General features: G+C 72.9%; 18 protein-coding genes. 8 read left to right on the top strand and 10 right to left on the bottom strand.

Translation table 11 applies throughout. The annotated features are described in order from the left end of the window. Window positions 1-51 precede the first annotated feature (51 nt). Window positions 52-2,553, bottom strand: a complete 2,502-nt coding sequence (locus C8046_RS08610; RefSeq protein ID WP_328587586.1) for a DEAD/DEAH box helicase — start codon at window positions 2,551-2,553, stop codon at window positions 52-54. A gap of 59 nt (window positions 2,554-2,612) precedes the next feature. On the opposite strand from C8046_RS08610, the gene argS reads away from it, so the two are divergent. Beyond that, window positions 2,613-4,358, top strand: a complete 1,746-nt coding sequence (argS, locus tag C8046_RS08605) for an arginine--tRNA ligase (RefSeq protein ID WP_109229085.1) — start codon at window positions 2,613-2,615, stop codon at window positions 4,356-4,358. Window positions 4,359-4,409: 51 nt separating this feature from the next. On the opposite strand, the gene C8046_RS18425 is transcribed toward argS, so the two are convergent. The 4 genes from C8046_RS18425 to C8046_RS08585 form a co-directional block, all read right to left on the bottom strand. Further along, window positions 4,410-5,726, bottom strand: coding sequence for a hypothetical protein (locus C8046_RS18425; protein ID WP_109229084.1), 1,317 nt, complete (start codon window positions 5,724-5,726; stop codon window positions 4,410-4,412). A 1-nt stretch (window position 5,727) separates the two neighbouring features. Continuing rightward, window positions 5,728-6,255: a sigma-70 family RNA polymerase sigma factor gene (locus tag C8046_RS08595; protein ID WP_109229083.1), complete on the bottom strand. Its 528-nt coding sequence runs from the start codon at window positions 6,253-6,255 to the stop codon at window positions 5,728-5,730. A gap of 33 nt (window positions 6,256-6,288) precedes the next feature. Further along, complete coding sequence (locus C8046_RS08590; RefSeq protein WP_109229082.1) at window positions 6,289-7,494, bottom strand: hypothetical protein; 1,206 nt, start codon at window positions 7,492-7,494, stop codon at window positions 6,289-6,291. 177 nt (window positions 7,495-7,671) lie between these two features. Continuing rightward, window positions 7,672-8,088: a hypothetical protein gene (locus C8046_RS08585; RefSeq protein WP_109229081.1), complete on the bottom strand. Its 417-nt coding sequence runs from the start codon at window positions 8,086-8,088 to the stop codon at window positions 7,672-7,674. Window positions 8,089-8,110: 22 nt separating this feature from the next. On the opposite strand from C8046_RS08585, the gene C8046_RS18420 reads away from it, so the two are divergent. The 6 genes from C8046_RS18420 (at window position 8,111) to C8046_RS08555 (ending at window position 14,474) form a co-directional block, all read left to right on the top strand. Beyond that, window positions 8,111-8,533, top strand: a complete 423-nt coding sequence (locus C8046_RS18420; RefSeq protein WP_158277172.1) for a hypothetical protein — start codon at window positions 8,111-8,113, stop codon at window positions 8,531-8,533. A 332-nt stretch (window positions 8,534-8,865) separates the two neighbouring features. After that, a complete protein-coding gene (locus tag C8046_RS08575) occupies window positions 8,866-11,169 on the top strand; it encodes a sodium-translocating pyrophosphatase (protein WP_109229080.1) in 2,304 nt (767 codons plus the stop codon). An 80-nt stretch (window positions 11,170-11,249) separates the two neighbouring features. Further along, window positions 11,250-11,777, top strand: coding sequence for a hypothetical protein (locus C8046_RS08570; protein WP_146197108.1), 528 nt, complete (start codon window positions 11,250-11,252; stop codon window positions 11,775-11,777). Beyond that, entirely contained in the window at window positions 11,770-12,069 is a 300-nt protein-coding gene (locus C8046_RS08565) for a hypothetical protein (RefSeq protein WP_109229078.1), read from the top strand. Before C8046_RS08570 ends, C8046_RS08565 begins: the two co-directional genes overlap by 8 nt. Then, window positions 12,066-13,868, top strand: a complete 1,803-nt coding sequence (locus C8046_RS08560; protein ID WP_109229077.1) for an alpha/beta hydrolase — start codon at window positions 12,066-12,068, stop codon at window positions 13,866-13,868. The genes C8046_RS08565 and C8046_RS08560 overlap by 4 nt, the downstream gene beginning before the upstream one ends. Window positions 13,869-13,943: 75 nt before the next feature. Then, a complete protein-coding gene (locus tag C8046_RS08555; RefSeq protein WP_109229076.1) occupies window positions 13,944-14,474 on the top strand; it encodes a hypothetical protein in 531 nt (176 codons plus the stop codon). Window positions 14,475-14,590: 116 nt separating this feature from the next. Here the strand turns inward: C8046_RS08555 and C8046_RS08550 are convergent, their stop codons facing one another. The 5 genes from C8046_RS08550 to C8046_RS08530 form a co-directional block, all read right to left on the bottom strand. Further along, the gene (locus C8046_RS08550; protein WP_109229075.1) at window positions 14,591-15,100 is read right to left on the bottom strand and encodes a hypothetical protein; all 510 of its coding nucleotides are present in this window, start codon (window positions 15,098-15,100) and stop codon (window positions 14,591-14,593) included. Between the two features lie 61 nt (window positions 15,101-15,161). Further along, on the bottom strand, window positions 15,162-16,997 hold the full coding sequence (locus C8046_RS08545) for an alpha/beta hydrolase (RefSeq protein WP_109229074.1): 1,836 nt from the start codon (window positions 16,995-16,997) through the stop codon (window positions 15,162-15,164). Continuing rightward, window positions 16,994-17,281: a hypothetical protein gene (locus C8046_RS08540; RefSeq protein WP_109229073.1), complete on the bottom strand. Its 288-nt coding sequence runs from the start codon at window positions 17,279-17,281 to the stop codon at window positions 16,994-16,996. Before C8046_RS08540 ends, C8046_RS08545 begins: the two co-directional genes overlap by 4 nt. A 319-nt stretch (window positions 17,282-17,600) precedes the next feature. Beyond that, entirely contained in the window at window positions 17,601-18,917 is a 1,317-nt protein-coding gene (locus C8046_RS08535; protein ID WP_235866247.1) for an MFS transporter, read from the bottom strand. A 107-nt stretch (window positions 18,918-19,024) separates the two neighbouring features. Beyond that, window positions 19,025-19,732 carry a Crp/Fnr family transcriptional regulator gene (locus tag C8046_RS08530; RefSeq protein WP_109229072.1) on the bottom strand — a complete coding sequence of 236 codons (708 nt, stop codon included), beginning with the start codon at window positions 19,730-19,732 and terminating at the stop codon, window positions 19,025-19,027. A 112-nt stretch (window positions 19,733-19,844) separates the two neighbouring features. Here C8046_RS08530 and C8046_RS08525 point away from each other — a divergent pair, with 112 nt between their 5' ends. Continuing rightward, window positions 19,845-21,470, top strand: coding sequence for a DUF7059 domain-containing protein (locus tag C8046_RS08525; protein WP_109229071.1), 1,626 nt, complete (start codon window positions 19,845-19,847; stop codon window positions 21,468-21,470). Window positions 21,471-21,499: the final 29 nt, after the last annotated feature.

Below are 21,499 nucleotides of genomic sequence, written 5' to 3'. Positions count from 1 at the left end.
GCCCGGGCGAGGGCGGGTCCGGCACCGCCGGGCACCCCGGATCCGGCCGCGTCAGGGCGCGAGCGAGCGCAGGTAGTCCAGGACGGCCAGGGCGCCCCCCTTGTCGAGCGGGGAGTTCCCGTTGCCGCACTTGGGCGAGTAGACGCAGCGCGGGCAGCCGTGGCGGCAGCCGCAGGACGCGACTGCCTCGTAGGTCGCCTCGATCCATCGGCGTGCGGCGCGGAAGCCGCGCTGGGCGAAACCGGCGCCGCCCGGGTGCCCGTCGTGGACGAGCACGGTGGGCGCGCCGGTCTCGGGATGCAGCGCCGTCGAGAGGCCGCCGATGTCCCACCGGTCGCACGTGGCCAGCAGCGGGAGCACCCCGATCGCGGCGTGTTCGGCGGCGTGCAGCGCCCCGGGCACGTCGCCCGGAGCGATCCCGGTCTCGGCCAGCAGGGTGTCGGTCCCGAGCGTCCACCAGACCCCGGTGGTCGGCAGCACGCGGACGGGGAGGTCGAGCTCGTGCCGGGCGACGACCTCCATCGACGGCGGCACCCGCACGTCGTAGCCCTGCACCTGGCTGGTCACCTCGACGTGGCCGTAGCGCCACGTCACCGGTCCCCAGCTCATCTCCTCGAGCACGTCCACGAACGACGCGTGGTGGGCGGCCGTGGCCATCGTCCGGTGCGCGACGTCGCCCGGGAGCACGAGTGCGACGTCGTCCTCGAGCTGCTCGACCACGAAGGTCCGGCCCTGGTGCACGTAGACGGCGCCCGGGTGGACGGTCGAGTCGGCCCGGCCACCGTCGACCGTCCCGAGCATCGCGCCGGTCACGCCGTCGACCACCGCCACCCCGGCGACACCGGACCCGCGAAGGTCGGTCAGCTGCGACGGGACCTCGCGCCGGGCCTGGTTCCAGAACCAGCCGGTCGGACGACGTCGCAGCAGGCCGCGGCGCACGAGCTCGTCCAGCAGGTCGGTCGTGGCCAGGCCGAACACGGCCAGGTCGTCCTGCGTCAGCGGCACCTCGGCCGCCGCGGCGCACAGGTGCGGAGCGAGCACGTACGGGTTGGTCGGGTCGAACGTCGTGACCTCGATCGCCTCGTCCAGCACCGAGGAGGGGTGGTTGACCAGGTAGGTGTCCAGCGGGTTGGCGCTCGCGACGAGGACGGCGACGCCGTCGGCCCCGGCACGGCCCGCCCGCCCGGCCTGCTGCCAGAACGAGACCCGGGTGCCCGGCCAGCCGGTCATCAGCACCGCGTCGAGGCCGGAGATGTCGACGCCGAGCTCGAGCGCGTTCGTCGTGGCGAGCGCGGTGAGGCGACCGGTGCGCAGGGCGTCCTCGAGCGTCCGACGCTCCTCGGGCAGGTACCCGCCCCGGTACGCCGCGACGGCGACTCGCCCGCCCCGGCGCAGCACCTCGACCGGGTCGCCCTCGTAGGCGTCCTCGCCCATCGCCTCGGCGGCCGTGGCGGCGACCACCTCGGAGCCGGCGCGCGAGCGCACGAAGGCGAGCGTCCGCCGTCGGGCACGGACGAGGTCGCGCAGGAGCTCGGCCGACTCCGTGAGCGCGCTTCGCCGGGGCACCTCCGGGGCCCCGCTGAGCGTGGCCCCCTCGCCCCAGCCCTCGTCGCCCCAGTCCTCCCACCCGGCCGACCGCAGCGCCGCCGGCTCCCAGAAGACGATGCGTCGTCGCCCCTGCGGCGCGGTGTCCCGGGTCGTGGCGTGGACGCGGTCGGGGTCGACCCCGGTGAGGCGGACGAGGGTGTCCGCCGGCTCGCCCGTGGTCGCCGAGGCGGCGACCACGATCGGGTCGGCGCCGTAGAAACGGGCGAGGCGCAGCAGCCGTCGCAACACGAGCGAGACGTGGGCGCCGAACACGCCGCGGTACGCGTGGCACTCGTCGACGATCACGTGGGTGAGTCCGCGCAGCAGGCGGGTCCACCGCTCGTGGCCCGGGAGCAGGGAGAAGTGGAGGAAGTCGGGATTGGTCAGCACCACGTCGGCGTGCGCGCGGACCCAGCCGCGCTCGTCGAAGGACGTGTCGCCGTCGCAGGAGGCGACCCGGACCTGCGAGGAGAGGTCGCCGGCGTCGAGCAGCCGCTCCAACGAGGCGAGCTGGTCCGCCGCCAGCGCCTTGGTGGGGGAGAGGTAGAGCGCGGTCGGTCGGCGACGCAACGAGGCGACGCTCCCGGTCGGCGCGGGGCTCGTCAGGATGCCGGACAGCGTGGGCAGCCAGACGGCGAGCGATTTTCCCGAGCCCGTCGACGTCGCGATGACGGTGTGACGCCCGGCGTGGACCGCTTCGGCCGTCTCCACCTGGTGCCGCCACGGCGCCTCGACGCCGCTGCCGCGGTAGGCCGCGACCAGGCGTGGGTCGACCCAGGTGGGCCAGTCCGCGCGGATCCCGGAACGGCCGGGGATCTCGCGCACGTGCCGCAGCTGTTCGGCGCGCTCGCCGCCCGCGAGCAGGATCTCCAGGACGTCCGCCTGCGGAGCGCCCGGGTCGCTGCCGTCCCCGTCGACCCGGCCCGCACCGCCGTGGGCGGGGAAGGGGAGCGGGAGGTCGGGCACGTCCCCCATCGTCCCAGGTCGCACGCCGACCCCGGCCCCGCGGCGGTAGGTTTGGGGGCATGCTCGATGCCGCCTCCGTCCTGGGTGACCGCGTCTCCGCTGCGATCGAGGCCGCCTTCGGCCTGTCCGGCGTCGACCCCGTCCTCCGCCCCTCCCAGTTCGCCGACACGCAGGCCAACGCCGCGCTGGCGCTCGCGAAGAAGGTCGGGAAGAACCCGCGCGAGGTGGCCACCGCGATCCTGGCGAACCTCGACCTGTCCGACGTCGGCACGGTCGAGGTCTCCGGTCCCGGCTTCCTCAACATCACCGTCAGCCCCGAGTGGATCTCCGGCCAGCTCGCGACGCTCGTCGGCGACGACCGCCTCGGAGTCCCGACCCAGCCCGCGCGGACCATCCCGATCGACTACTCCGCGCCGAACGTGGCCAAGGAGATGCACGTCGGCCACCTGCGCACCACGATCGTCGGCGACTCCCTGGCCCGCACGCTCGAGGCGCTCGGCCACCACGTGGTCCGGCAGAACCACATCGGCGACTGGGGCACGCCGTTCGGGATGCTCATCGAGCACTTCCTCGAGGTCGGACCCGACTCGGCCGAGGCCGACCTGCTGGCCACCGACCCGAACGCCTACTACCAGGCGGCCCGGGCCAAGTTCGACAGCGACGCCGACGGCGGGGCGTGGGCCACCCGTGCCCGTGACCGCGTCGTGAAGCTCCAGGCGAAGGATCCCGAGTCGCTCGAGATCTGGCGCGGGATGATCGACCACTCGAAGGAGTACTTCCACCGGATCTACTCGGGGCTGGACGTCACGCTCACCGACGCCGATCTCGCCGGCGAGAGCTTCTACGACCCGATGCTCCAGCAGGTCTGCGACGACCTGATCGCGCAGGGACTGGCGGTCGAGTCCGACGGCGCCCTCTGCGTCTTCCCCGAGGGCTTCACCGGTCGCGACGAGAAGCCGCTCCCGCTGATCATCCGCAAGTCCGACGGCGGGTTCGGCTACGCCACCACCGACCTCGCGGCGATCCGGTACCGCGTGCAGGACCTCGGCGCCGACCAGATCCTCTACGTCGTCGGAGCCTCCCAGAACCTGCACTTCCGGATGATCTTCGCGACGGCGAAGGCCGCCGGCTGGCTCACCCGTCCCGACGGCGTCGAGGCCGACCCGATCCACGTCCAGATCGGCTCGGTGCTCGGCGACGACGGCAAGATCCTGCGCACGCGCTCGGGCGCCCCGCTCCGCCTCGCCTGGCTGATCGACGAGGCGGTGGAGAAGGCAGGCAGCGTCGTGGAGGCCTCCCGCGCCGACCTGTCCGCCGACGAGCGCGCGACGATCGCGTCGCAGGTCGGCGTCGGAGCCGTGAAGTACGCCGACCTCTCGGTCGCGCACGACACCGACTACGTCTTCGACTTCGACCGGATGCTCGCCCTCACGGGCAACACCGGGCCGTACCTGCAGTACGCGACGGCGCGCATCCGCTCGATCTTCCGCAAGGCCGAGCTGGACCCCGCGAAGGCGAGCGACGCCGTCGTGCTCACCGAGCCCACCGAGCGCGTGCTCGGCCTCGCGCTGCTGCGCTACGGCGCGACGGTCGCCGAGGTCGGCGACCAGCAGGCACCGCACCGCCTCGCCGCCTACCTCTTCGAGCTGGCGCAGGCCTTCACCAGCTTCTACGACGCGTGCCCCGTGCTGACGGCGGTCGACGAGCCGACCCGCCGCTCGCGCCTCACCCTCACCGCGGCCACGCTGTCGGTGCTCGACCACGGCCTCGGCCTCCTCGGGATCCGCGCCCCCGAGCGGATGTGACGACGGCGGGGGTCGACGTCCCGTCGACCCCCGCCGGCCTCACGTCGCGCTCTACCGGATGACGATCGTCTGCCCCGGGGCGTTCGCGACGACCCAGCTCGGGAAGGTCCCGTCCTCCCGGATCTCGCCGCCCAGGTACATCAGGACCGGGTGCGCGACGTACGTGCCCGGCGGGAGCGGCTCGTAGTCGCAGCCGAGCAGGTTCGCCCAGGCCGACAGCTCCGTGCTCGTGCCGGCCGACATGTACAGGAAGACGCCGGCGTCGGTGCCCTGATCCGCCGTCACCCGGATCCCGTCCCGCGTGAGGACGACGGCCTGCCACGTCGCTCCCGAACCGACCAGGGGGACCGACGTCGTCAGGGTCAGGTCCAGCTCGTTGATCGAGTCCGAGCTCGCCCGCGGCGTGCGGATCGACCCGGCCGTGAGATCGAGCCCGGTCGCCGCCGACGGCGAGAACGGCTCTCCGCACGCCGGCATCGGGTCGGCGCCTGTCGGGACCTCGGCCGGCGTCGCCATCGGCTCCACGGGCTCGGGAGCCGCCTCCGCCACGGTCAGCGGCCAGGGCCCGCCCTGCGCCTGCTGCACGACGGCGCCCTCGCTCCACACGTTCCGGAGCGCGTACACCTGGTAGTCGCCGGGACCGACGAGCCGCCCGGGTTCGGGGGCCGCTCCCGGGCAGGCCTCGAAGCCCTGGGCCAACCCCTCCATGGCGACGCCGTCGTCGGGCAGCAGCTGCAGCTGCACCCCGGACTCCGCGGTCGCGAACTCGGGGTTCGCCGCGGTCAGCACCACCCGCCCGTCGGTGTCGACCAGGACGAGGAACGCCTGGTAGTCGAGGTAGCCGACGGCCTCGGTGTCGCCGTGGTTCGTCAGCCTCATCGGGGCCGTCAGCGAACCGACGGCTCCCTCGCCGCGTCCTGCTCCCTCGCGCAGGTCGCCCTCGAGCGTGAACGACAGCTGCGGGACGCGCTCGGGCAGCGCGAACACCTCGCCGCAGACCGGCACGGCGATGTCGGAGCCCGACGGCGCCGGGGGCTCGGGCGGGACCGTCTCGGTCGGTGTCGCCGTCGGTGTCGGTGTCGGGGTGGGGGTCGGTGCCTCGGTGGGTGACTCGGACGGGGTCACCGACGCTGTCGGCGTCGGGTCGGGCTCGGGGGCGGGATTCCACGGCTGCGCGGCCGCGCCCCACCCGATCGCCCCGAGCACCAGGACCCCGGCGGTACCGGTCACGGCGTTGCGCGTGGTGCGGGTGCGCCGGGCGCGGGCGACCTCGAGCGCGAGGTCGGCCTGGAGCGCGGCGCCGTCGACCGGGGCGGCGTCGGCCGCCTCGTGCAGCAGACGCCGCAGGTCGTCGTCGGACAGTGACATCTCAGGCCTCCTCGGACGTGACAGGGGCGAGACGGGCGCCGAGCGCCGTCACGCCGTCGTGCAGGTAGCGCTTGACCGACCCCTCGGCCAGCTCGAGCTCGGCCGCGATCTGGGGAACCGTCAGATCGGCGTAGAACCGCAGGACCAGGCAGGTCCGCGGCCGGGGCGGCAGCGACGCGAGGGCCGCGACGACGTCGAGCCGGGTGTCGGTGCGGCGGGCCTCGCCGGCGCCGTCGGACTCCGGCTGGACGACGAGGTGCTCGACGCTGCGCCAGCGCGTGGCCGAGCGCCGGTCGTCGAGGAACTGCGACGTGATAGCCCGCCGCACGTACGCCTCCGCCTCGGGCAGGGACGGGGCTGCCGACCCGGCACCGCGGCGCCGCCGGCTGCTCCCCATCGTCCTGATCAGCGCGTCCTGCACCAGGTCCTTCGCTCCGTCGACATCACCGCACAGCAGGTACGCCGTCCTCAGGAGGCGGTCACCCCGCGTCCGCGCGACGGCCTCGACCGCCTCGTCCCACCCGTTCACCTGCGATTCCTCCTGGTCTCGATGTCGGGGGTGCTACCGGACGACGATCTGCTGGTCGGCAGCGCGGGCGACGATCGTGAATCCGTCGCCGCCCAGCCCGACGAGAACCGGGTGGGCCGTGTACGTCCCCGGCGGGACCGGCTGGGACTCGCAGTCGAGCAGGGACGTCCAGCTCGTCAGCCCCAGCGTGGACCCGGCCGACATCGTCACGACGGACGTGTTGTCGGTCGCCGGCACGTGGGTGACGAGCACACCGTCCCTCGACAGCAGCACCGTCGGGAGCACGTTCGCCCCGGTCAGCGCGGGCTCGGACGTGAGGGTGAGCGCGAGCTCGTCGATCGAGTCGTCGACGGCGCGCGGCGTGCGGATCGGGCCGGCCTCCAGGGCGAGGCCGGTCGATGGCTGCCCGTCCAGCGCCACGCCGCACCCGCTGCCCAGAGGCACGGCGCCGTCGAGGGGCGGCGGCTCCTCCCACGTCGACCAGTCGCGGGCGGGGGGCGCCTCGGCGGTGACCTCGAGCGGCCAGGGTCCGCCCTGCGCCTGCTGCTCCACGGCACCATCCTGGTAGACGTTCATCAGGGCGAAGGCCTCGTAGCTGCCCGGGTCGAGTCGAACCACGCCCTCGTAGGTCTCGTCGGTGCAGTGCGTCCCGGTGAGACCCGAGGCCGTGCGCTCGACGGACAGACCCGGCCCGACGGCGAGGTGGTGGGAGGACTCCGGGCCCGGGCTGAAGGGGTGGGCGGCGGAGGAGACGACGCGACCGTCGCCGTCGACCACGACCAGGAACACGTCGAAGTCGACCAGGCCGGCGACGGGGGAGTCGCCGTCGTTGGCGAGCGACACCGTCGCCGACAGCTGACCCGGGAGCTCGCCCCCGCCGTCGTCGCCGTGCTCGACGATCTCGTCCACGAGGTCGAGGCGGAGCTGCGGGGGTCGGGTCGGCAGGTCGAAGGACTCCCCGCACACGGGGTAGGCGATCTCGGAGCCGACAGGGGCCGGGGGAGACGCGGGCGTCGGGCTCGCGGATCCGGTCGCCGGCTCGGTCGGCTCGGAGGTCGGCGTGGTCGCGGGAGTGCTGGGCGACGTCGACCCCGAGGGCGTGACCGCCGGGCTCGAACCCTCGCCCACGCCTGAACCCGCCGGACCGCACGCCGTGAGCGTGAGGGCACCGACAGCCAGCGCGGCCAGGGCCGTGCGTCGGAGTCCCTGCCCGGTGTGTCCGGCGGGCGTCGTCGTCATCGCTTCTCCTCGTTCCTCGAGCGGTGCGGCCCTGACCGGTCGGTCGCGGCGCCGGTCCGGTGGACGGTGCTCATCTGAAGAACGTCCGTGGAGCTGTGTTCGTTGGGTGCCGGAAACGATCCGAGGGTCACGATCGGGTCACGTTCGCGAGCGGCGGTGCGGAGGCCGCACCGGGTGTCACTCGGTGATCGTGAACGGCAGCACGTCGCTCGTCGCGACGACCGACGACGCCTGCGACGTCCCGCGGAGGACGTGCACGCCGATGACGGCGGTGTACTCGCCTGGGGGGAGCGCACCCGTACCGGCGCTCGCGGCGGCGTCTCCCGGTCGGGCGTCGGTCGGTGTCGTCTCGGGTCCGAGGGTCGCGACAGGAGCGGCGCACGACTCGACCAGGTCGTGCGAGACGGGCACCACGAGCGTGCCTCCGGCGGCGACCGAGATCGGCGGACCGGATTCCTGGCCCTCGGCCCAGGTGGACACGACGACGCCGTCGCGCGCGACGGTCACGCTGGCGACGAAGCGCTCGGCGACCGTGCCGACGTCGTAGGAGCTGGACAGCACGCCCTCGGTCTGGAGGAAAACGCCGCTGGCCACCGACGGGATGCTTGCCGCCAGCGTGAGGCTGTTCGGTGCGGCCGGCGCGGCGAGAGGACCGCCGCAGCGCGGCTGCCAGGTCGTCGTGGCGAGCGTGACGGGGGTGGCGGGCGGGGTCGTCGGCGGTGACGTGGTCGGCGGCGTCGAGGGCGGCGGTGAGCTCGAGACGGGAGGTGACGTCGGTGACGGGGCCGAGGGCGACGGCGCGGTCGGCGCCGGTGTGCTCGGCGCGGCCGTCGGGGAGGGCGTGGGGTCCGGGGTCGCCGTGGGGGTCGGGGACGGGTTCGGCGTCGGGCTCGGGGTGTCGCTCGGGCTCGGGACGGGGGCCAGCGTCGGCTCGCCCCCCACGCTCGGCTCGCCGTCGTCGGGAGTGCTGGTGGCCGGCGGCGCGGTGGTCCCGCCATCGGCACCGTCGTCGGTCGCTGGGGGCGTGTACCGGGGGTAGCCGGGCTCGGCGGCCGGCGGCTCGGGCGGCAGGTCCTGCTGGGACGTGCAGCCCGCGAGAACGATCACACCGGCGGCGATCAGGGAGACGGTTCGCCTGCGCGTTCGGGCGGTCACCATCTCCTACCCCGTCCTGACTACGTCCCCCGCTGGTCGCGGGTACCTCTATGGCAACGCACCTTCCGCCCGATTGCAAGCATTTGCCTTGCGCAACCTCACGACAAGTCCGGAAGGGCGACGCGGAAGGCCTCTGACTATGCTCGTTCGGACGCGGGCGACGACGCCCGCGAGCAGCATTCCGTCGGCCCCTGGCCGTGGTGTCAAGGAGGACACATGCCGCAGCTCGAGACCTCCAGTCTCGTGATCGTCGCCGTCATCGCCGTGCTCGCCCTCGCCTCCCTCGCCGTCGCCGCGTTCCTCCGCGGTCAGGTGCTGGCGGCGCCGGAGGGTTCGCCGAGGATGGGCGAGATCGCCCAAGCCATCCAGGAGGGTGCGAGCGCCTACCTCAGGCGCCAGTTCCGCACCCTCGCCCTGTTCGCCGCGATCGTGTTCGCGCTGCTCTTTCTGCTGCCCGGCGATGGCGGGGTCCGCGTCGGCCGGTCCGTCGCCTTCCTCCTGGGGGCGGCGTTCTCGGCGGCCATCGGGTACCTCGGCATGTGGCTGGCGACCCGGGCCAACCTCCGCGTCGCCGCGGCGGCCGACCAGCCCGACGGGCAGGAGTTCGGCGCCCGCATCGCCTTCCGCACGGGCGGCGCCGTCGGGATGAGCGTCGTGGGTCTCGGCCTCCTCGGGGCGAGTGGCGTGGTGCTGATCTTCGGCATCGACGCGCCCTCCGTGCTGGAGGGCTTCGCCTTCGGAGCCGCGCTGCTGGCGATGTTCATGCGCGTCGGTGGCGGCATCTTCACCAAGGCGGCCGACGTCGGGGCCGACCTCGTCGGCAAGGTCGAGCAGGGCATCCCCGAGGACGACCCGCGCAACGCCGCCACGATCGCCGACAACGTGGGCGACAACGTCGGCGACTGCGCCGGCATGGCGGCCGACCTCTTCGAGTCCTACGCCGTCACGCTCGTGGCGGCGCTGATCCTCGGTCGTGCCGCGATGGGCGAGCAGGGCCTCGTCTTCCCGCTGATCGTGACGGCGATCGGTGCGATCGTCGCCGTCATCGGCGTCTTCCTCACGCGGATCCGGCGGGGCGAGAACGGACTGCGGGCCATCTACCGCGGCTTCGCGCTCTCCGCGGTGGCGGGGGTCGTGCTCGCCGCGATCGCCGCGTTCGTCTACCTGCCGGGCGACTTCGCGCAGCTGCAGGGCACCGCGGACATCGGCGAGGTCACCGGCGACCCGCGGGTGATCGTCGCGGCCGCCGTCGCCATCGGTGTCGTGCTCGCGGGCGTGATCCTCGCGATCACCGGGTACTACACGGGCACGACGACGAGGCCCACCCTGCACGTCGCCGCCACCACCCGCACGGGGGCCGCGACCGTCGTCCTGTCGGGCATCGGCGTCGGCTTCGAGTCGGCCGTCTACACGGCAGGCGTCATCGCCGCCGCGATCTGCGGCGTCTTCCTCCTCGCGGGCGGCTCGATCTGGCTGTCGCTCTTCCTCATCGCCGTCGCCGGCTGCGGCCTGCTGACCACGGTCGGCGTGATCGTCGCGATGGACACGTTCGGCCCCGTGAGCGACAACGCCCAGGGGATCGCCGAGATGTCGGGCGAGGTGAGCGAGCGGGGCGCCGCCATCCTCACCGACCTCGACGCGGTCGGGAACACCACCAAGGCCATCACCAAGGGCATCGCGATCGCGACGGCGGTGCTGGCCGCCACCGCGTTGTTCGGCTCCTACGCCGACGCGGTCAGCAGCTCGCTCGCGAGCCTGGGCTCCGACGTCGCCGCCGCGTCCGACGGTCTGGTGGCCGCGATGATGACCTACTCGATCATCTCGCCGATCACCCTGGTCGGCGTGATCCTGGGGGCCGCGACGGTCTTCCTCTTCTCGGGCCTGGCGGTCGACGCCGTCACGCGCGCCGCCGGCGCCATCGTGCTCGAGGTGCGCCGGCAGTTCCGCGAGATGCCCGGCATCATGACGGGCGAGCAGCGGCCCGAGTACGGCAAGGTCGTCGACATCTGCACGCGCGACTCCCTGCGCGAGCTCGCGACGCCGGGCCTGCTGGCCGCGTTCGCCCCGATCGCCGTCGGCTTCGGCCTCGGGGTCGGGCCGCTGGCAGGGTTCCTCGCCGGGGCGATCGGCTCCGGCGTCCTCATGGCGGTCTTCCTGGCCAACTCGGGCGGTGCCTGGGACAACGCGAAGAAGATCATCGAGGACGGCGCGCACGGCGGGAAGGGCTCGCCCGAGCACGCCGCAGCCGTCATCGGGGACACGGTCGGCGACCCCTTCAAGGACACCGCCGGTCCGGCGATCAACCCGCTCATCAAGGTGATGAACCTGGTCGCGGTGCTCATCGCCCCCGCCATCGTGGTGATGAGCGCGACGGCGGAGCCCAACCACGCCCTGCGGATCGGGATCGCGCTGGCGGCCGCGCTGATCGCGGGTGGCGCGGTGCTCGCGTCGCGGCTGCGGGCGACACGCAGCGACCGCGAGAACACGGCTCGAGCCGAGCGGGAGGCGGTCGTCCGCTAGCGGACGGGGAGTCGGAGCGGGGTCGACCATGGGGAGTTCTCCCCATGGTCGACCCCGTTCCTCGTCCGTAGCGTCGGGCCATGAGCCAAACCGTTCCTCTCGACCCGATGTACGCGCGGTTCCGCGAGCGGCACCCCGACGTGCGCCTGGTGCTCCTCCCCGCGACGCGCCCGGCCGCGGGTCCGACCGCGACGGGGCGTGCCCGCGACGGGGACGGCGCGACCGAGGTCGATCTCGAGCACGCCCTCGCCCATGCCGCCGAGCTGCTCTCCGAGGTGCGCCACTCGCTCGGCATCGTCGGGAGCGTCCAGGAGCGCTGGCGCTCAGGTCGCCCTCGGGGTTCGGTCCGCGCGGAGGCCTCCTGCACGGTGACCGGCGCGGACCTCGACGTGGACGCGGTGACCAGGACGCTGACCGAGCAGGGCTGGCAGGCGTCCGTCACGCGTCGGACTCCCGCAGCCGTGGTGGACGCGCGACGGGAGGACGGCGATCTGCACGTGGTCGTGCACGACGGCGGAGCGCTGCTGACCCTGGAGGGCGCGAGCCTCGAGGTCGGGGCTCGCCGTCGCGCCGACCTCGTCAACCCCGTGGGGGTGCGTCGTGGCTGAGCTCGAGGTCGACACGGAGGTGCTCGGCGCCGCTCGTCAGCTCTGGGAGGACGAGCGCGTCGTGCTGCAGGACGCGACCTCGGAGCTCGGCAGCGTCCCGACCGGCGGTTTCGGCGGTGACCTGGCGGGCCAGGTGGCCACCGTCGTCGCGTCGTGGCGCGGCACGCTGAGCGAGGGCACCGCCGTCGTCGAGGACATCGCGGTGAACCTCGGGCACGCCGCCCGGGGCTACGTGCTCACCGACGACGCGTCGCGCGAGGCCTTCGAGTCGTGGCTGAGGGAGGCGCTGTGAGCGTCACGATCCCCGAGCCTGCGCCCACGACGCCGGAGGTCACGGGGGAGCCGGGTGACGTCGACACCTTCGCGGACACGCTCCTGCGGGTCGCCACGGCAGCGGACGACCTCGACAGCGTCGCCCAGTCGCGCTCGACGCTCGACGGCTGGACCGGGGACGCCTCACGCGCGTACGGCCACTACGTGTCAGCAGCCGGGGCGAACGCCCAGAGCGTCTCGCTCGGCCTGCGGAACCTCGCACGGGCGGCCGACGCCTACTCCACCGAGCTCACACGGTTGCTGCTGGAGCGGGAGACGGTGATCGAGGTCGCCCAGCGGTTCGGGTCCGGACGGGCGTGGCTCATCCAGGAGGTGGCTGCAGCGACCACCGAGGAGGAGCTCGTGCCGCTGCGGGAGGCAGCCTCCGACCTCGCGACGTCGCGGGAGAATCTCGTCTCCCTCCAGGAGGCCCTCGTCAGGGACCGTGACGCCAACGAGGAGACGATGGCGACGGCGCTCAACCAGAACGCGGATCTCGCGACGTTCGAGCGGCTCAACCCGGGGGCCGTCGACCCTGCGGACGCCGCGATCGAGCTTCCGGGGGCACCCGGGACCGGCGCGAGCCCCGAGGAGGTCGCCGAATGGTGGCGCGGCCTCACCGAGGAGCAGCGCTACGCCGTCACCGTCGCCTACCCCGAGCTCGTCGGTGGTGCCGACGGCGTGCCGGCGGCTGCTCGCGACCAGGCCAACAGGTCGCTCCTGGAGCGCGACCTCGATGTGCTCGAACGTCGGGAGCAGGCGGGGATCCTCACGCCGGAGCAGGAGCGTCAGCTCGCGAACGCGAGAGCCGCGAAGGAGGCGCTGGGCAACGAGGTGGGCGATCCCGTCACCCGGGAGGAGGTCGTCCCGCTGCTCCACCTGTACGACCCCGACGCGTTCGACGGCGAGGGCGCGATCGCCATCGCCTACGGCGATCCCGACACGGCGGACAACATCGCCACCGTGGTCCCCGGCACGACCGTCACGGGGGAGGACGCCGGCAGCATCGCCAACGATGCCGCCGCCGTCTACTCCTCGGCGCGCGTCTCGGACCCGAGCTCCACCACCGCGGCGATCGCCTGGATCGGCTACGACACCCCGGAGTTCGATCTCAGCGTGACGAACGAGGACCTCGCGCGGGACGGCGGCGAACGGCTGGCCGACTACGTCGACGGTCTTCGCGCCGTGCGTCCGCCGACGGACGAGGTCCCCGCCCCGCACGTCACCGTCATCGGGCACTCCTACGGGTCCACCACGGTCGCCAACAGCGCCACGGGCTCGGGGCTGAACGCCGACGACATCGTGCTCGTGGGGAGTCCGGGCGCTGGCCGGGGCGTGGAGAACGCCGACGAGCTCGGCGGCGCCGAGGTGTGGGCCGGGAACGCCAGTCGCGACCCCGTCGCGAGGCTCGCCGACAACGGGGCCATCGGGCTCGGGGTCTGGGACAAGGGTCTGGGCAACGACGTCGCCGAGGACGACTTCGGCGCGAACCGGTTCCGGGCGGAGTCCGTCGACCGGGCCGAGGAGATCAACACGGACGGCACGGCGTTGGACAACTTCGACGGCACCAGCCTCGACGACCACTCGCGCTACTTCCAGGACGGGAGCGAGTCGCTGCACAACATCGGCAACATCGTCGCCGGCAACGACGACGACGTGTCCCGTGCCGAGCACACCTACGACCCGATGTTCCAGGGGCCGCAGGATCCGGAGTTCGACCGCGACCCCGAGAAGTTCGACGACGTGGTGATGGACCCGGACGACATCCTCCGACCGTGACCGCCGACCGCGCAGCCGACCATGGGGAGTTCTCCCCATGGTCGATCGGCGCGCTCCGTCCCTAGCGTCGCAACCATGAGTCACGCCCTTCCCCGCGATCTGTCGCGCGCTCACGTCCCCGAGCACGAGGCGGCGGTCACGCCGTTCCCGCTCACGCCCACGCGTCCGGCCGAGGACCCCGGCCCCGGCCGGCGGGCAGGTGGCCCGATCGACCCGGTCGAGGCCGAGCACACCCTGGCCCAGACCCGCGACGAGGTCGGAGCGCGGCTGATCGACGTCTGTGCGGTGCTCGACACCGAGTCACGGATCGAGGTGCGCTGGATCGCGGGCGCGCACCCCGGGACGGTCGCCGCGGTGGCGGCCACGCACGCGCCCGTCGAGCTCACGGCGGAGGAGGTGGCTCGCCAGCTCAGCACGCTCGGATGGCGGGTGCGGTTCACGTCCCGGTCGCCGGTGCCGTGTCTCGACGCCGGGGACGCCGGGCACGCCCTGCGGGCCGTGATCCACGAGGGGCGTGCGCTGCTGACGCTCAGGGGCGCCGACGTCGCCGTCGGGCCGCGTCGCAGTCGACAGCTGGTCGCCCCGGAGGGTGGCTCCCGCAGCTGAGCGCACGGCGTCGTCCCGGGTCGTTCCGGGACGTCCGGGAGACGACGACGGGCGCGGACCTCAAGGTCCGCGCCCGTCGTGGTGTCCCCGGCGGAACCCCCTCCGCCGGGGAGGTCTCAGTCCTCCTCGAAGACCCCGTCGAGCACCCGCTGAGCGAGCTTCTCGCCGACGGTGATCGGACGTCCCGTCACGCGAACCGTGACGGTGCCACCCGTCGCGACGAGACGGAGGCGGAAGCCGTCGCGCTCGGCGTCGATCCGGACGATCGGCGTCATGGCCTTGACTCGGGAGGTCCAGCCGTTCGTCGCGAGGCGACCGGCGATGCTCTGCGCGACGTCGGCGCACGGCGCCTTGCCCGCGACCCGGATCTGGAACGTGGAGACGACCGTCTCGGGGTCCTCGGTGGCGCGCCACCGGCTCGTCCCCCACGTGCCGCGCACGCCGACGGTGCGGCAGGCGCGTCGTGCGACGAGGTCGGCCTCGGCTCGCACCTCGTCGAGGTTGAGGGGGCGCCGACCGGGGACGACGACGTCGGCCTGCTCGTCGCGGAGCTCGGGAAGCATCCGCAGCACAGGACGGCCGGCAACGGGCTGGGCCAGGGGCATCTGCATCGCGGTGATCGACATGACTCGAACCTATGAACTCCGCCTCGATCGGTCGATGGGGAGAACTCCCCATCGGGTCGGGTCAGTCGCGAGGTGGCCAGACGACGGGATCGGGATCGTGGCTGCGCTCGGGGTCGTGACGAGGGCTTCCGGGTGCAGGAACGCGCCCACCCCCACGCCGGCCGGGGTCCTCGTAGGCGGCGTCGGCAACGCCCGGGTCAGAACCCTGCCCCGTCACGATCTGACCCATCGCGTGAACCGACTCGGAGTAGGTGGCGCCCGCCGTGGGGTCCTCGGAGTCGTTGTAGGTCGTCTCGAAGTACCGGTTGTGGTCGTCGGTCGAGGCATTCAGGACCGGGATCACGTCGTCTCGCGTCCCTCGTTGCTCCGACTCGGCGGAGAATCGCTGGGCCCCGAAGTCCTCGGTCGTGACGTCGACGCCGTGCCGGTCCCGTCCGTCGCTGATGTCGGCGATCTCGTCGTAGCTCGACGTTCCGACGTAGACGTTCTCCGCCGATACTCCGAGGTCCGAGGCGTGGTCGATGCCGTTCCCGTTGCCCGGTCCGGGACTTCCGATCAGCACGTGCTGGTCCACCGCAAGACCCATCGCTCCGGCCTGGGACGTCACCACCGAGCCGTAGCTGTGACCGACAGCGGTGATGAGGGGTTGATGGCCCTGGTTCTGCTCGCGGATCCCGTCGACGAGGCGGACGAGCGACTCGGCGCCGGCGGCAGCGGCATCGCCGCTCCCCGTCCCGAACGCGAAGTCCGGGTCGAGGATGCCGACGCTCGGCGAGTTGTAGTCGAGCCAGAACATGACGCCGACCGACCCCGTCGTCCCGGAGGTGCGTGAGGAGTGGAGAAGGTTGTAGGCGTTGTCGACCCCACCCTGGACGCCGCCGGCCTCGTTCTCGACCCCGGGAACGGAGATGGCGAGGTAGTCGACGTCGTCGGGGTTGCCGAGACTGATGGCAACGCCGCCGTCTCCACCGTGTGCCTCCGGCTTGTAGACGACGAGCAACGAGGGAATCTGCTCGCCAGTGATCGGATCCACCTGTCTGTCGCCGTCGAGCGCGTCCCGAACGGCGAGGGCGATCTCGTACGCACGTCGCTGGTCGGGCGTGAGCTCGTCCTGGCGCTCGAGCTCCTGGTACCAGGTGATGTCCTTCTCCAGAGCGAAGCGGTTCGCGTCGTCACGCACAGCGGCGGGCAGGCCGTCCAGGTTTCCGATCAGATCGGGATGGATCTCGCTCATCGCGTCCTTCTCGGCAGGTGTGAGGCTGTCCCACCAGGCGGCGTTCGCCGCCGGGCTCGCGTTCGCACCCGGGAAACCGGTGGATGCTTTGACCCCACCAGCGATCGTGGAGTTGACCGCCCCGACGCCGTTCACCGCGAACAGCGCGTCGCCGAGAGTGCTGTCGGCGGTCTCGGCATCGGTCGTCCAGGTCGTGAACGACAGCACGAGCGCGTCGTGCTGGTCACTGAGCTCCTGGGCCCGATCCACGAGGCGTTTGATCGTGACGATGTCGTCGGAGGCGGTTGACGCCTTCGCCTCCTGGAGCTCCGCGCGGTTGGACGCGTACGTCGAGCGGTCCTCGGCGAGGTCGGCCAGGCGTGTCTCGAGGTCCGTGAGTGCATCGCTGTAGGTGGCGGCCGCGGCCCTGGCGGCCTGCAGCGCTGCACCGGCAGGACCGGCGTCGTTCGCGGCCAGGCTGACGACGTTCCCGTAGGCCGCCGCCGCACCGCCCTCCCACCCGTCGAGAAGCGTCGAGCCCCAGGCGAAGGAGGCGAACGACTCGATCTTGCCCGCAGCGCTGCCCATCTCGGTCGAGAAGGTGTTGACGTCACCCGGGGTGCCCTCGAGCTCGGGCAGTGCCGGTGGTTCGGGCGGGATGCGAACGTCCGAGAGCGAGCTCACGCGTACGACCCCAGCCACTCGACGACGCCCTCGTCGGTTCCGGCGTACGCCGCCGCTGACTCGGACAGGCCGGAGCTCACGGATTGCGCAGAGCGAGACATGGTCTGAAGGACGTCGCTCCACGTCCGGACGAAGATCTCTACCGAGGCGAGCGCGTCGGGACGGAATCCCCCCGTGGTGGCGCTGGTGACCAGGCTGCTGGCACTCGACGTGACCTGGGCCTGCTCGTCCCAGGTGTCAGCTGCTGCGCTGAGTGTCTCGGTTCTGACGGTGTAGCCGTCCATGGTTGTCCGCTCCCTCGTGATCGCCGTGATGGGGCGACCTTGGAGGGCCGAACGGCGGGCTGCGATGGGGAGTTCTCCCCATGGGTGAAATCGGCAGGAAGCGCAGTGGCAGAGCGACGGGCCGCACGATGCGGGCAAGCGTGGCGGAGGTGATGTCGCCGCAGGTCAGAGCCGGTCCGCGGTGAGCCCCGCGGGCAGCGTCGAACGCCGGTCACGAGGGCTCCTCAGCGGCCCGCAGACCCGCCGTCGTCGCAATCGACGACCCGGTGGTGAACCGCTGGTCTCACGCCTCGGACGCCCCAGGCCGCGCTGCGAACCGTCAGACGGCGGCGTCCCGCACGCCGTTCGTCGCCCGCAGCGGGAGGAACGCCAGCAGCCCGATGACCAGCACCACCACGATCCCGAGGATGCCCGCCTTCTGCGTGCCACCGATCGAGATCGCCACGGTGAAGGCGAACGGGGCGAGGAAGCTCACCGCGCGGCCCGACGTCGCGTACAGGCCGAAGTTCTCGTTCTCGAGCCCGGGCGGGGTCATCCGCGCGAGCATCGAGCGCGACGCCGACTGCACGGGTCCGACGGACGCGGAGATCACGATGGCGCAGATCCAGAAGGCTGTCGTCGCCGTCGTGAGGAAGACCGCCGTGCACGCGACGACGAGCAGCACGAGCCCGCTGATGATCACGACGCGCGGTCCGAGGCGGTCGTCGACGCGACCGAGGGTCCAGGTCGAGATGCCGGCGACGAGGTTGGCGGCGATGCCCAGGTAGATGACCTCCTCGGTCGAGAAGCCGAACGAGCCGGCGGCGATGATGCCCGCGAACGCGAACACCGCCCCGAGGCCGTCGCGGAAGATCGCCGAGGAGACGAAGAAGTGCAGCAGCGAGCGCTGGGTGCGCCACAGAGCGACGATGCGGGCCACGATGTCGCGGTAGGCGCCGATCACGGAGAACCTGCCGACGTTCTCCGCCGGGGCCGTGTTCGGCCCGATCAGCAGCAGCGGGAGGCAGAAGATGCCGGTCCACGCGGCGCACAGCAGCGCGACGGGCTGGATGTTCGCGGTCTCGCGCCCGAGCACGAACGCGAACAGGCACACCACGAGGGCCACGAGGCCGCCGAGGTAACCCAGGCCCCAGCCCATGCCGGAGATCCGACCGAACGTCGACGGGGTCGCGATCTGCAGCAGCATGCCGTTGTAGAAGACGCTGGCGATCTCGGAGACCACGCTCGCGACCGCGAGCATGATGACGGCGAACATCAGGTAGGACGGGTCCGGCTCCGCCCAGAACAGGGACGCCATCGCGAGGACGAGGCCGAGCGTGGAGATGCCGAGGAGGCGACGTCGACGCCCGTAGCGGTCCGCGAACACCCCCATCAGCGGGCAGATCAGCGCGATCACGACGCCGGCCCACGTCTGCGCGCCGGACAGCGCGGCGGTGCCGGTGACCTCGTCGGCGGCGATGCCGTCGGTGATGTAGACCGAGAAGACGAACGTCAGCATCACGGTGTTGAACGTCTGCTGACCCCAGTCCCACAGACCCCACGAGGCGAGCACCTTGCGGGGCGCCGTCGTCGTCGCGTAGCCCGCCGGGAGGGGCGAGGAGGGCTGCGGGGGGATGAGTACGCCGTCGTGGTCCACGTTTCGCACCCTAGGCCCGAGGCCCGCTGCGGGCCAGTGCTCGCCAGGCGTGTCCCGGGGCGACGCCCGCGGGTCACCGGGCGTTCACCGCGGCGGCGAGCCTCGGGTCAGGGGGCCGCGGTCGTGTCGGTCCCCGCGGCCGCTGCCGCACGTTGCGCACCGACGCGCTTCACGATCCGGCTCATCCCGACCTCGGTCACCCCGAGGTGAGCGGCCAGCTCCCGCTGGCTGATCCGTGCGACGAGGTCGGGACGGCGCGAGACGAACGAGCGGTAGCGCTCCTCCGGCGTCGCGAGGTGGGAGTCGGGCAGACCCGCACACATCAGGAGCATGCTCGTGGACAGGAACGTGGTGAGCATCCGCGACCACGCGTGGCTGCGCTCGGCGAGCTCCTCGATCGCCCCGAACCCCGCCCGCAGCACGGTGGTGCGTTCGATCGCCACGAGCTCGAACGGGTTGCCCTCGGGCCAGACGCGCGGGTCGGCGCTCAGGTGCGGGGTGGCGCGCAGCGCGACCCTGCCGAACGCGGCCACCCCCAGGCCGTTGAACGCCGCCGCGATCTCACCCTCCCCGTGGAAGGAGACCGTCCGCGCGACCCGGGCCTGCGTGAACCGCAGCTTCAGGAGCCCGCGCGTCACGAGGTAGACGTAGGGGTGGTGGGTGTGGGCGGGCACGAGGACGGTGCCGCGTTCGACCGTCATCAGGTCGGTCGTCCGCGCGAAGTGCTCCCACTCGGGCAGTCGACGTTCGGCGAACGCCTCCATCATCAGGCGCGCACCCGCGACCGTGTGCTCGTACTGCGAACTCGTGACCATCGGCAAACCCCCTGGCGCACCGTCCACATCCCCATGAGATGGACGGGTCGCGCAGGGCAAGGATACGAGCAGGCGACGTCGCTGCGGCACCCCCGTTGCCTAGGCTGGGTCGGTGACCTCCCCGACGCCCGGAACGGGCCCCGACGACGCGCGCCACCTCCCCGATCTGCGCGCCGATCTGCTGGACGCCGACTACACGCTCGACGGCGTTCGCGCGCTCCTCGGACCGGTGGCCGCCGACGCCCTGGACCGCGAGCAGGCGCTGCCGGCGCGGTTGGCGACGGCGGGGGGTCTCGCCGGTGGAGGCGGTGGCGGTGGCGGTGCGGGGGACGGTGACGGTGGCGGTGCGGCCGCAGCCGCCCAGCTGCTGCGACTGTTCCAGCTCGGCGAGGTGGCGACGCGGCGCGACCTCGACGCCGCGCTCCCGCGGCTCGGGACGGCGGGTGCCGAGCGCCTGGGCCTGGTGCGCACCCGGGGCGAGGCGGATAGGGACGAGGTGCGCGCCGTCGTCGACCTCAGCCCCTACGCCGCGGTCGACGCGGCCGGGCAGGTGGACTGGTGGATCGCCTCGGACCCGGGCGAGATCGCGCGGCGCGGCGCGCTGCCGGAGGACTTCGTTCTCGGCGTCGGCGGGGCGTCGCGGACCCTCGCCCAGATCACGGTGCGCGGGCCGGTCGGCTCGGTGCTCGACGTCGGGACGGGATGCGGGATCCAGGCGCTGCACGCGTCGCGGCACGCAGGCCGCGTGGTCGCCACGGACATCGACGCACGGGCGCTCGCGTTCACCCGGTTCAACGCGGCGCTGGCCGGTGTCGAGCTGGACGTGCGCGCCGGGTCGATGCTCGATCCCGTGGCGGGGGAGACGTTCGACCTCGTGGTGTCGAACCCGCCGTTCGTCATCACGTCGCGCGACGCCGCGGGCTCGACGGGCGGCGTCGGCGAGTTCACCTACCGCGACGGCGGACAGGTGGGCGACGACGTCGTGCGCTCGCTCGTGACGTCCGTCGGGTCCGTGCTCGCGCCCGGGGGCGTGGCGCAGATGCTGGGCAACTGGGAGCACCGGCGCGGGGAGGACTGGGCCGAGCGCGTGGGCGGCTGGCTCGCCGAGTCGGGGCTGGACGGCTGGGTGGTGCAGCGCGAGGTGCAGGACCCGGCCGAGTACGCCGAGCTGTGGCTGCGCGACGGCGGCCTGACTCCCGACCGCGATCGCGCCCGCTTCGAGGCCGCCTACGCCGCGTGGCTCGCCGACCTCGCCTCGCGCGACGTCGAGGGCATCGGCTTCGGTTTCGTGACGCTGCGGCGTCCGGCCGGGGCGGGGGCCGAGGTGAGCCCCTGGCGCCGCGTGGAGGAGATCACCGGGACGGTGGCCCAGCCGCTGGGCGCGACGATCGCGGGCGTGCTCGGCGCCGTCGACCTCGTGCGCGACCTGACCGGTGAGGCGTTGCTGGCGCGGCGGTGGGTGGTCGCGGGCGACGTCACGGACGAGCGGTACTTCACGCCGGGGGAGGCGTCGCCCCGCGTGATGATCCTGCGGGCCGGCGGCGGGTTCTCGCGCACGGTGCGCACGGAGACGGGCCTGGCGGCGTTCGTCGGGGCGTGCGACGGCGAGCTCACGGGTGGGCAGATCGTCGCGGCGCTCAGCGCGCTGCTCGAGGTGGACGCGACGGCGCTCGCGGCCGAGCTGGAGCCGCAGCTGCGCGGGCTGATCACGGACGGGATGCTGCTCCCGGCGGTCTGACTTCTCATTGGCGAGGCCTTTCGGGTGCG

It is taken from the genome of Serinibacter arcticus (genome assembly GCF_003121705.1).
In the GTDB taxonomy this organism is placed as follows: domain Bacteria; phylum Actinomycetota; class Actinomycetes; order Actinomycetales; family Beutenbergiaceae; genus Litorihabitans.
Note: the sequence above shows the minus strand (reverse complement) of the source record. Positions and strands in the feature narration are given on the sequence as shown.

Excerpts from the sequence above, each read along its gene's own strand:
- argS (WP_109229085.1), top strand. The coding sequence starts at position 2,613 with ATGCTCGATGCCGCCTCCGTCCTGGGTGACCGCGTCTCCGCTGCGATC.
- C8046_RS18425 (WP_109229084.1), bottom strand. The coding sequence starts at position 5,726 with ATGTCACTGTCCGACGACGACCTGCGGCGTCTGCTGCACGAGGCGGCC.
- C8046_RS08590 (WP_109229082.1), bottom strand. The coding sequence starts at position 7,494 with ATGACGACGACGCCCGCCGGACACACCGGGCAGGGACTCCGACGCACG.
- C8046_RS08575 (WP_109229080.1), top strand. The coding sequence starts at position 8,866 with ATGCCGCAGCTCGAGACCTCCAGTCTCGTGATCGTCGCCGTCATCGCC.
- C8046_RS08570 (WP_146197108.1), top strand. The coding sequence starts at position 11,250 with ATGAGCCAAACCGTTCCTCTCGACCCGATGTACGCGCGGTTCCGCGAG.
- C8046_RS08555 (WP_109229076.1), top strand. The coding sequence starts at position 13,944 with ATGAGTCACGCCCTTCCCCGCGATCTGTCGCGCGCTCACGTCCCCGAG.
- C8046_RS08550 (WP_109229075.1), bottom strand. The coding sequence starts at position 15,100 with ATGTCGATCACCGCGATGCAGATGCCCCTGGCCCAGCCCGTTGCCGGC.
- C8046_RS08540 (WP_109229073.1), bottom strand. The coding sequence starts at position 17,281 with ATGGACGGCTACACCGTCAGAACCGAGACACTCAGCGCAGCAGCTGAC.
- C8046_RS08530 (WP_109229072.1), bottom strand. The coding sequence starts at position 19,732 with ATGGTCACGAGTTCGCAGTACGAGCACACGGTCGCGGGTGCGCGCCTG.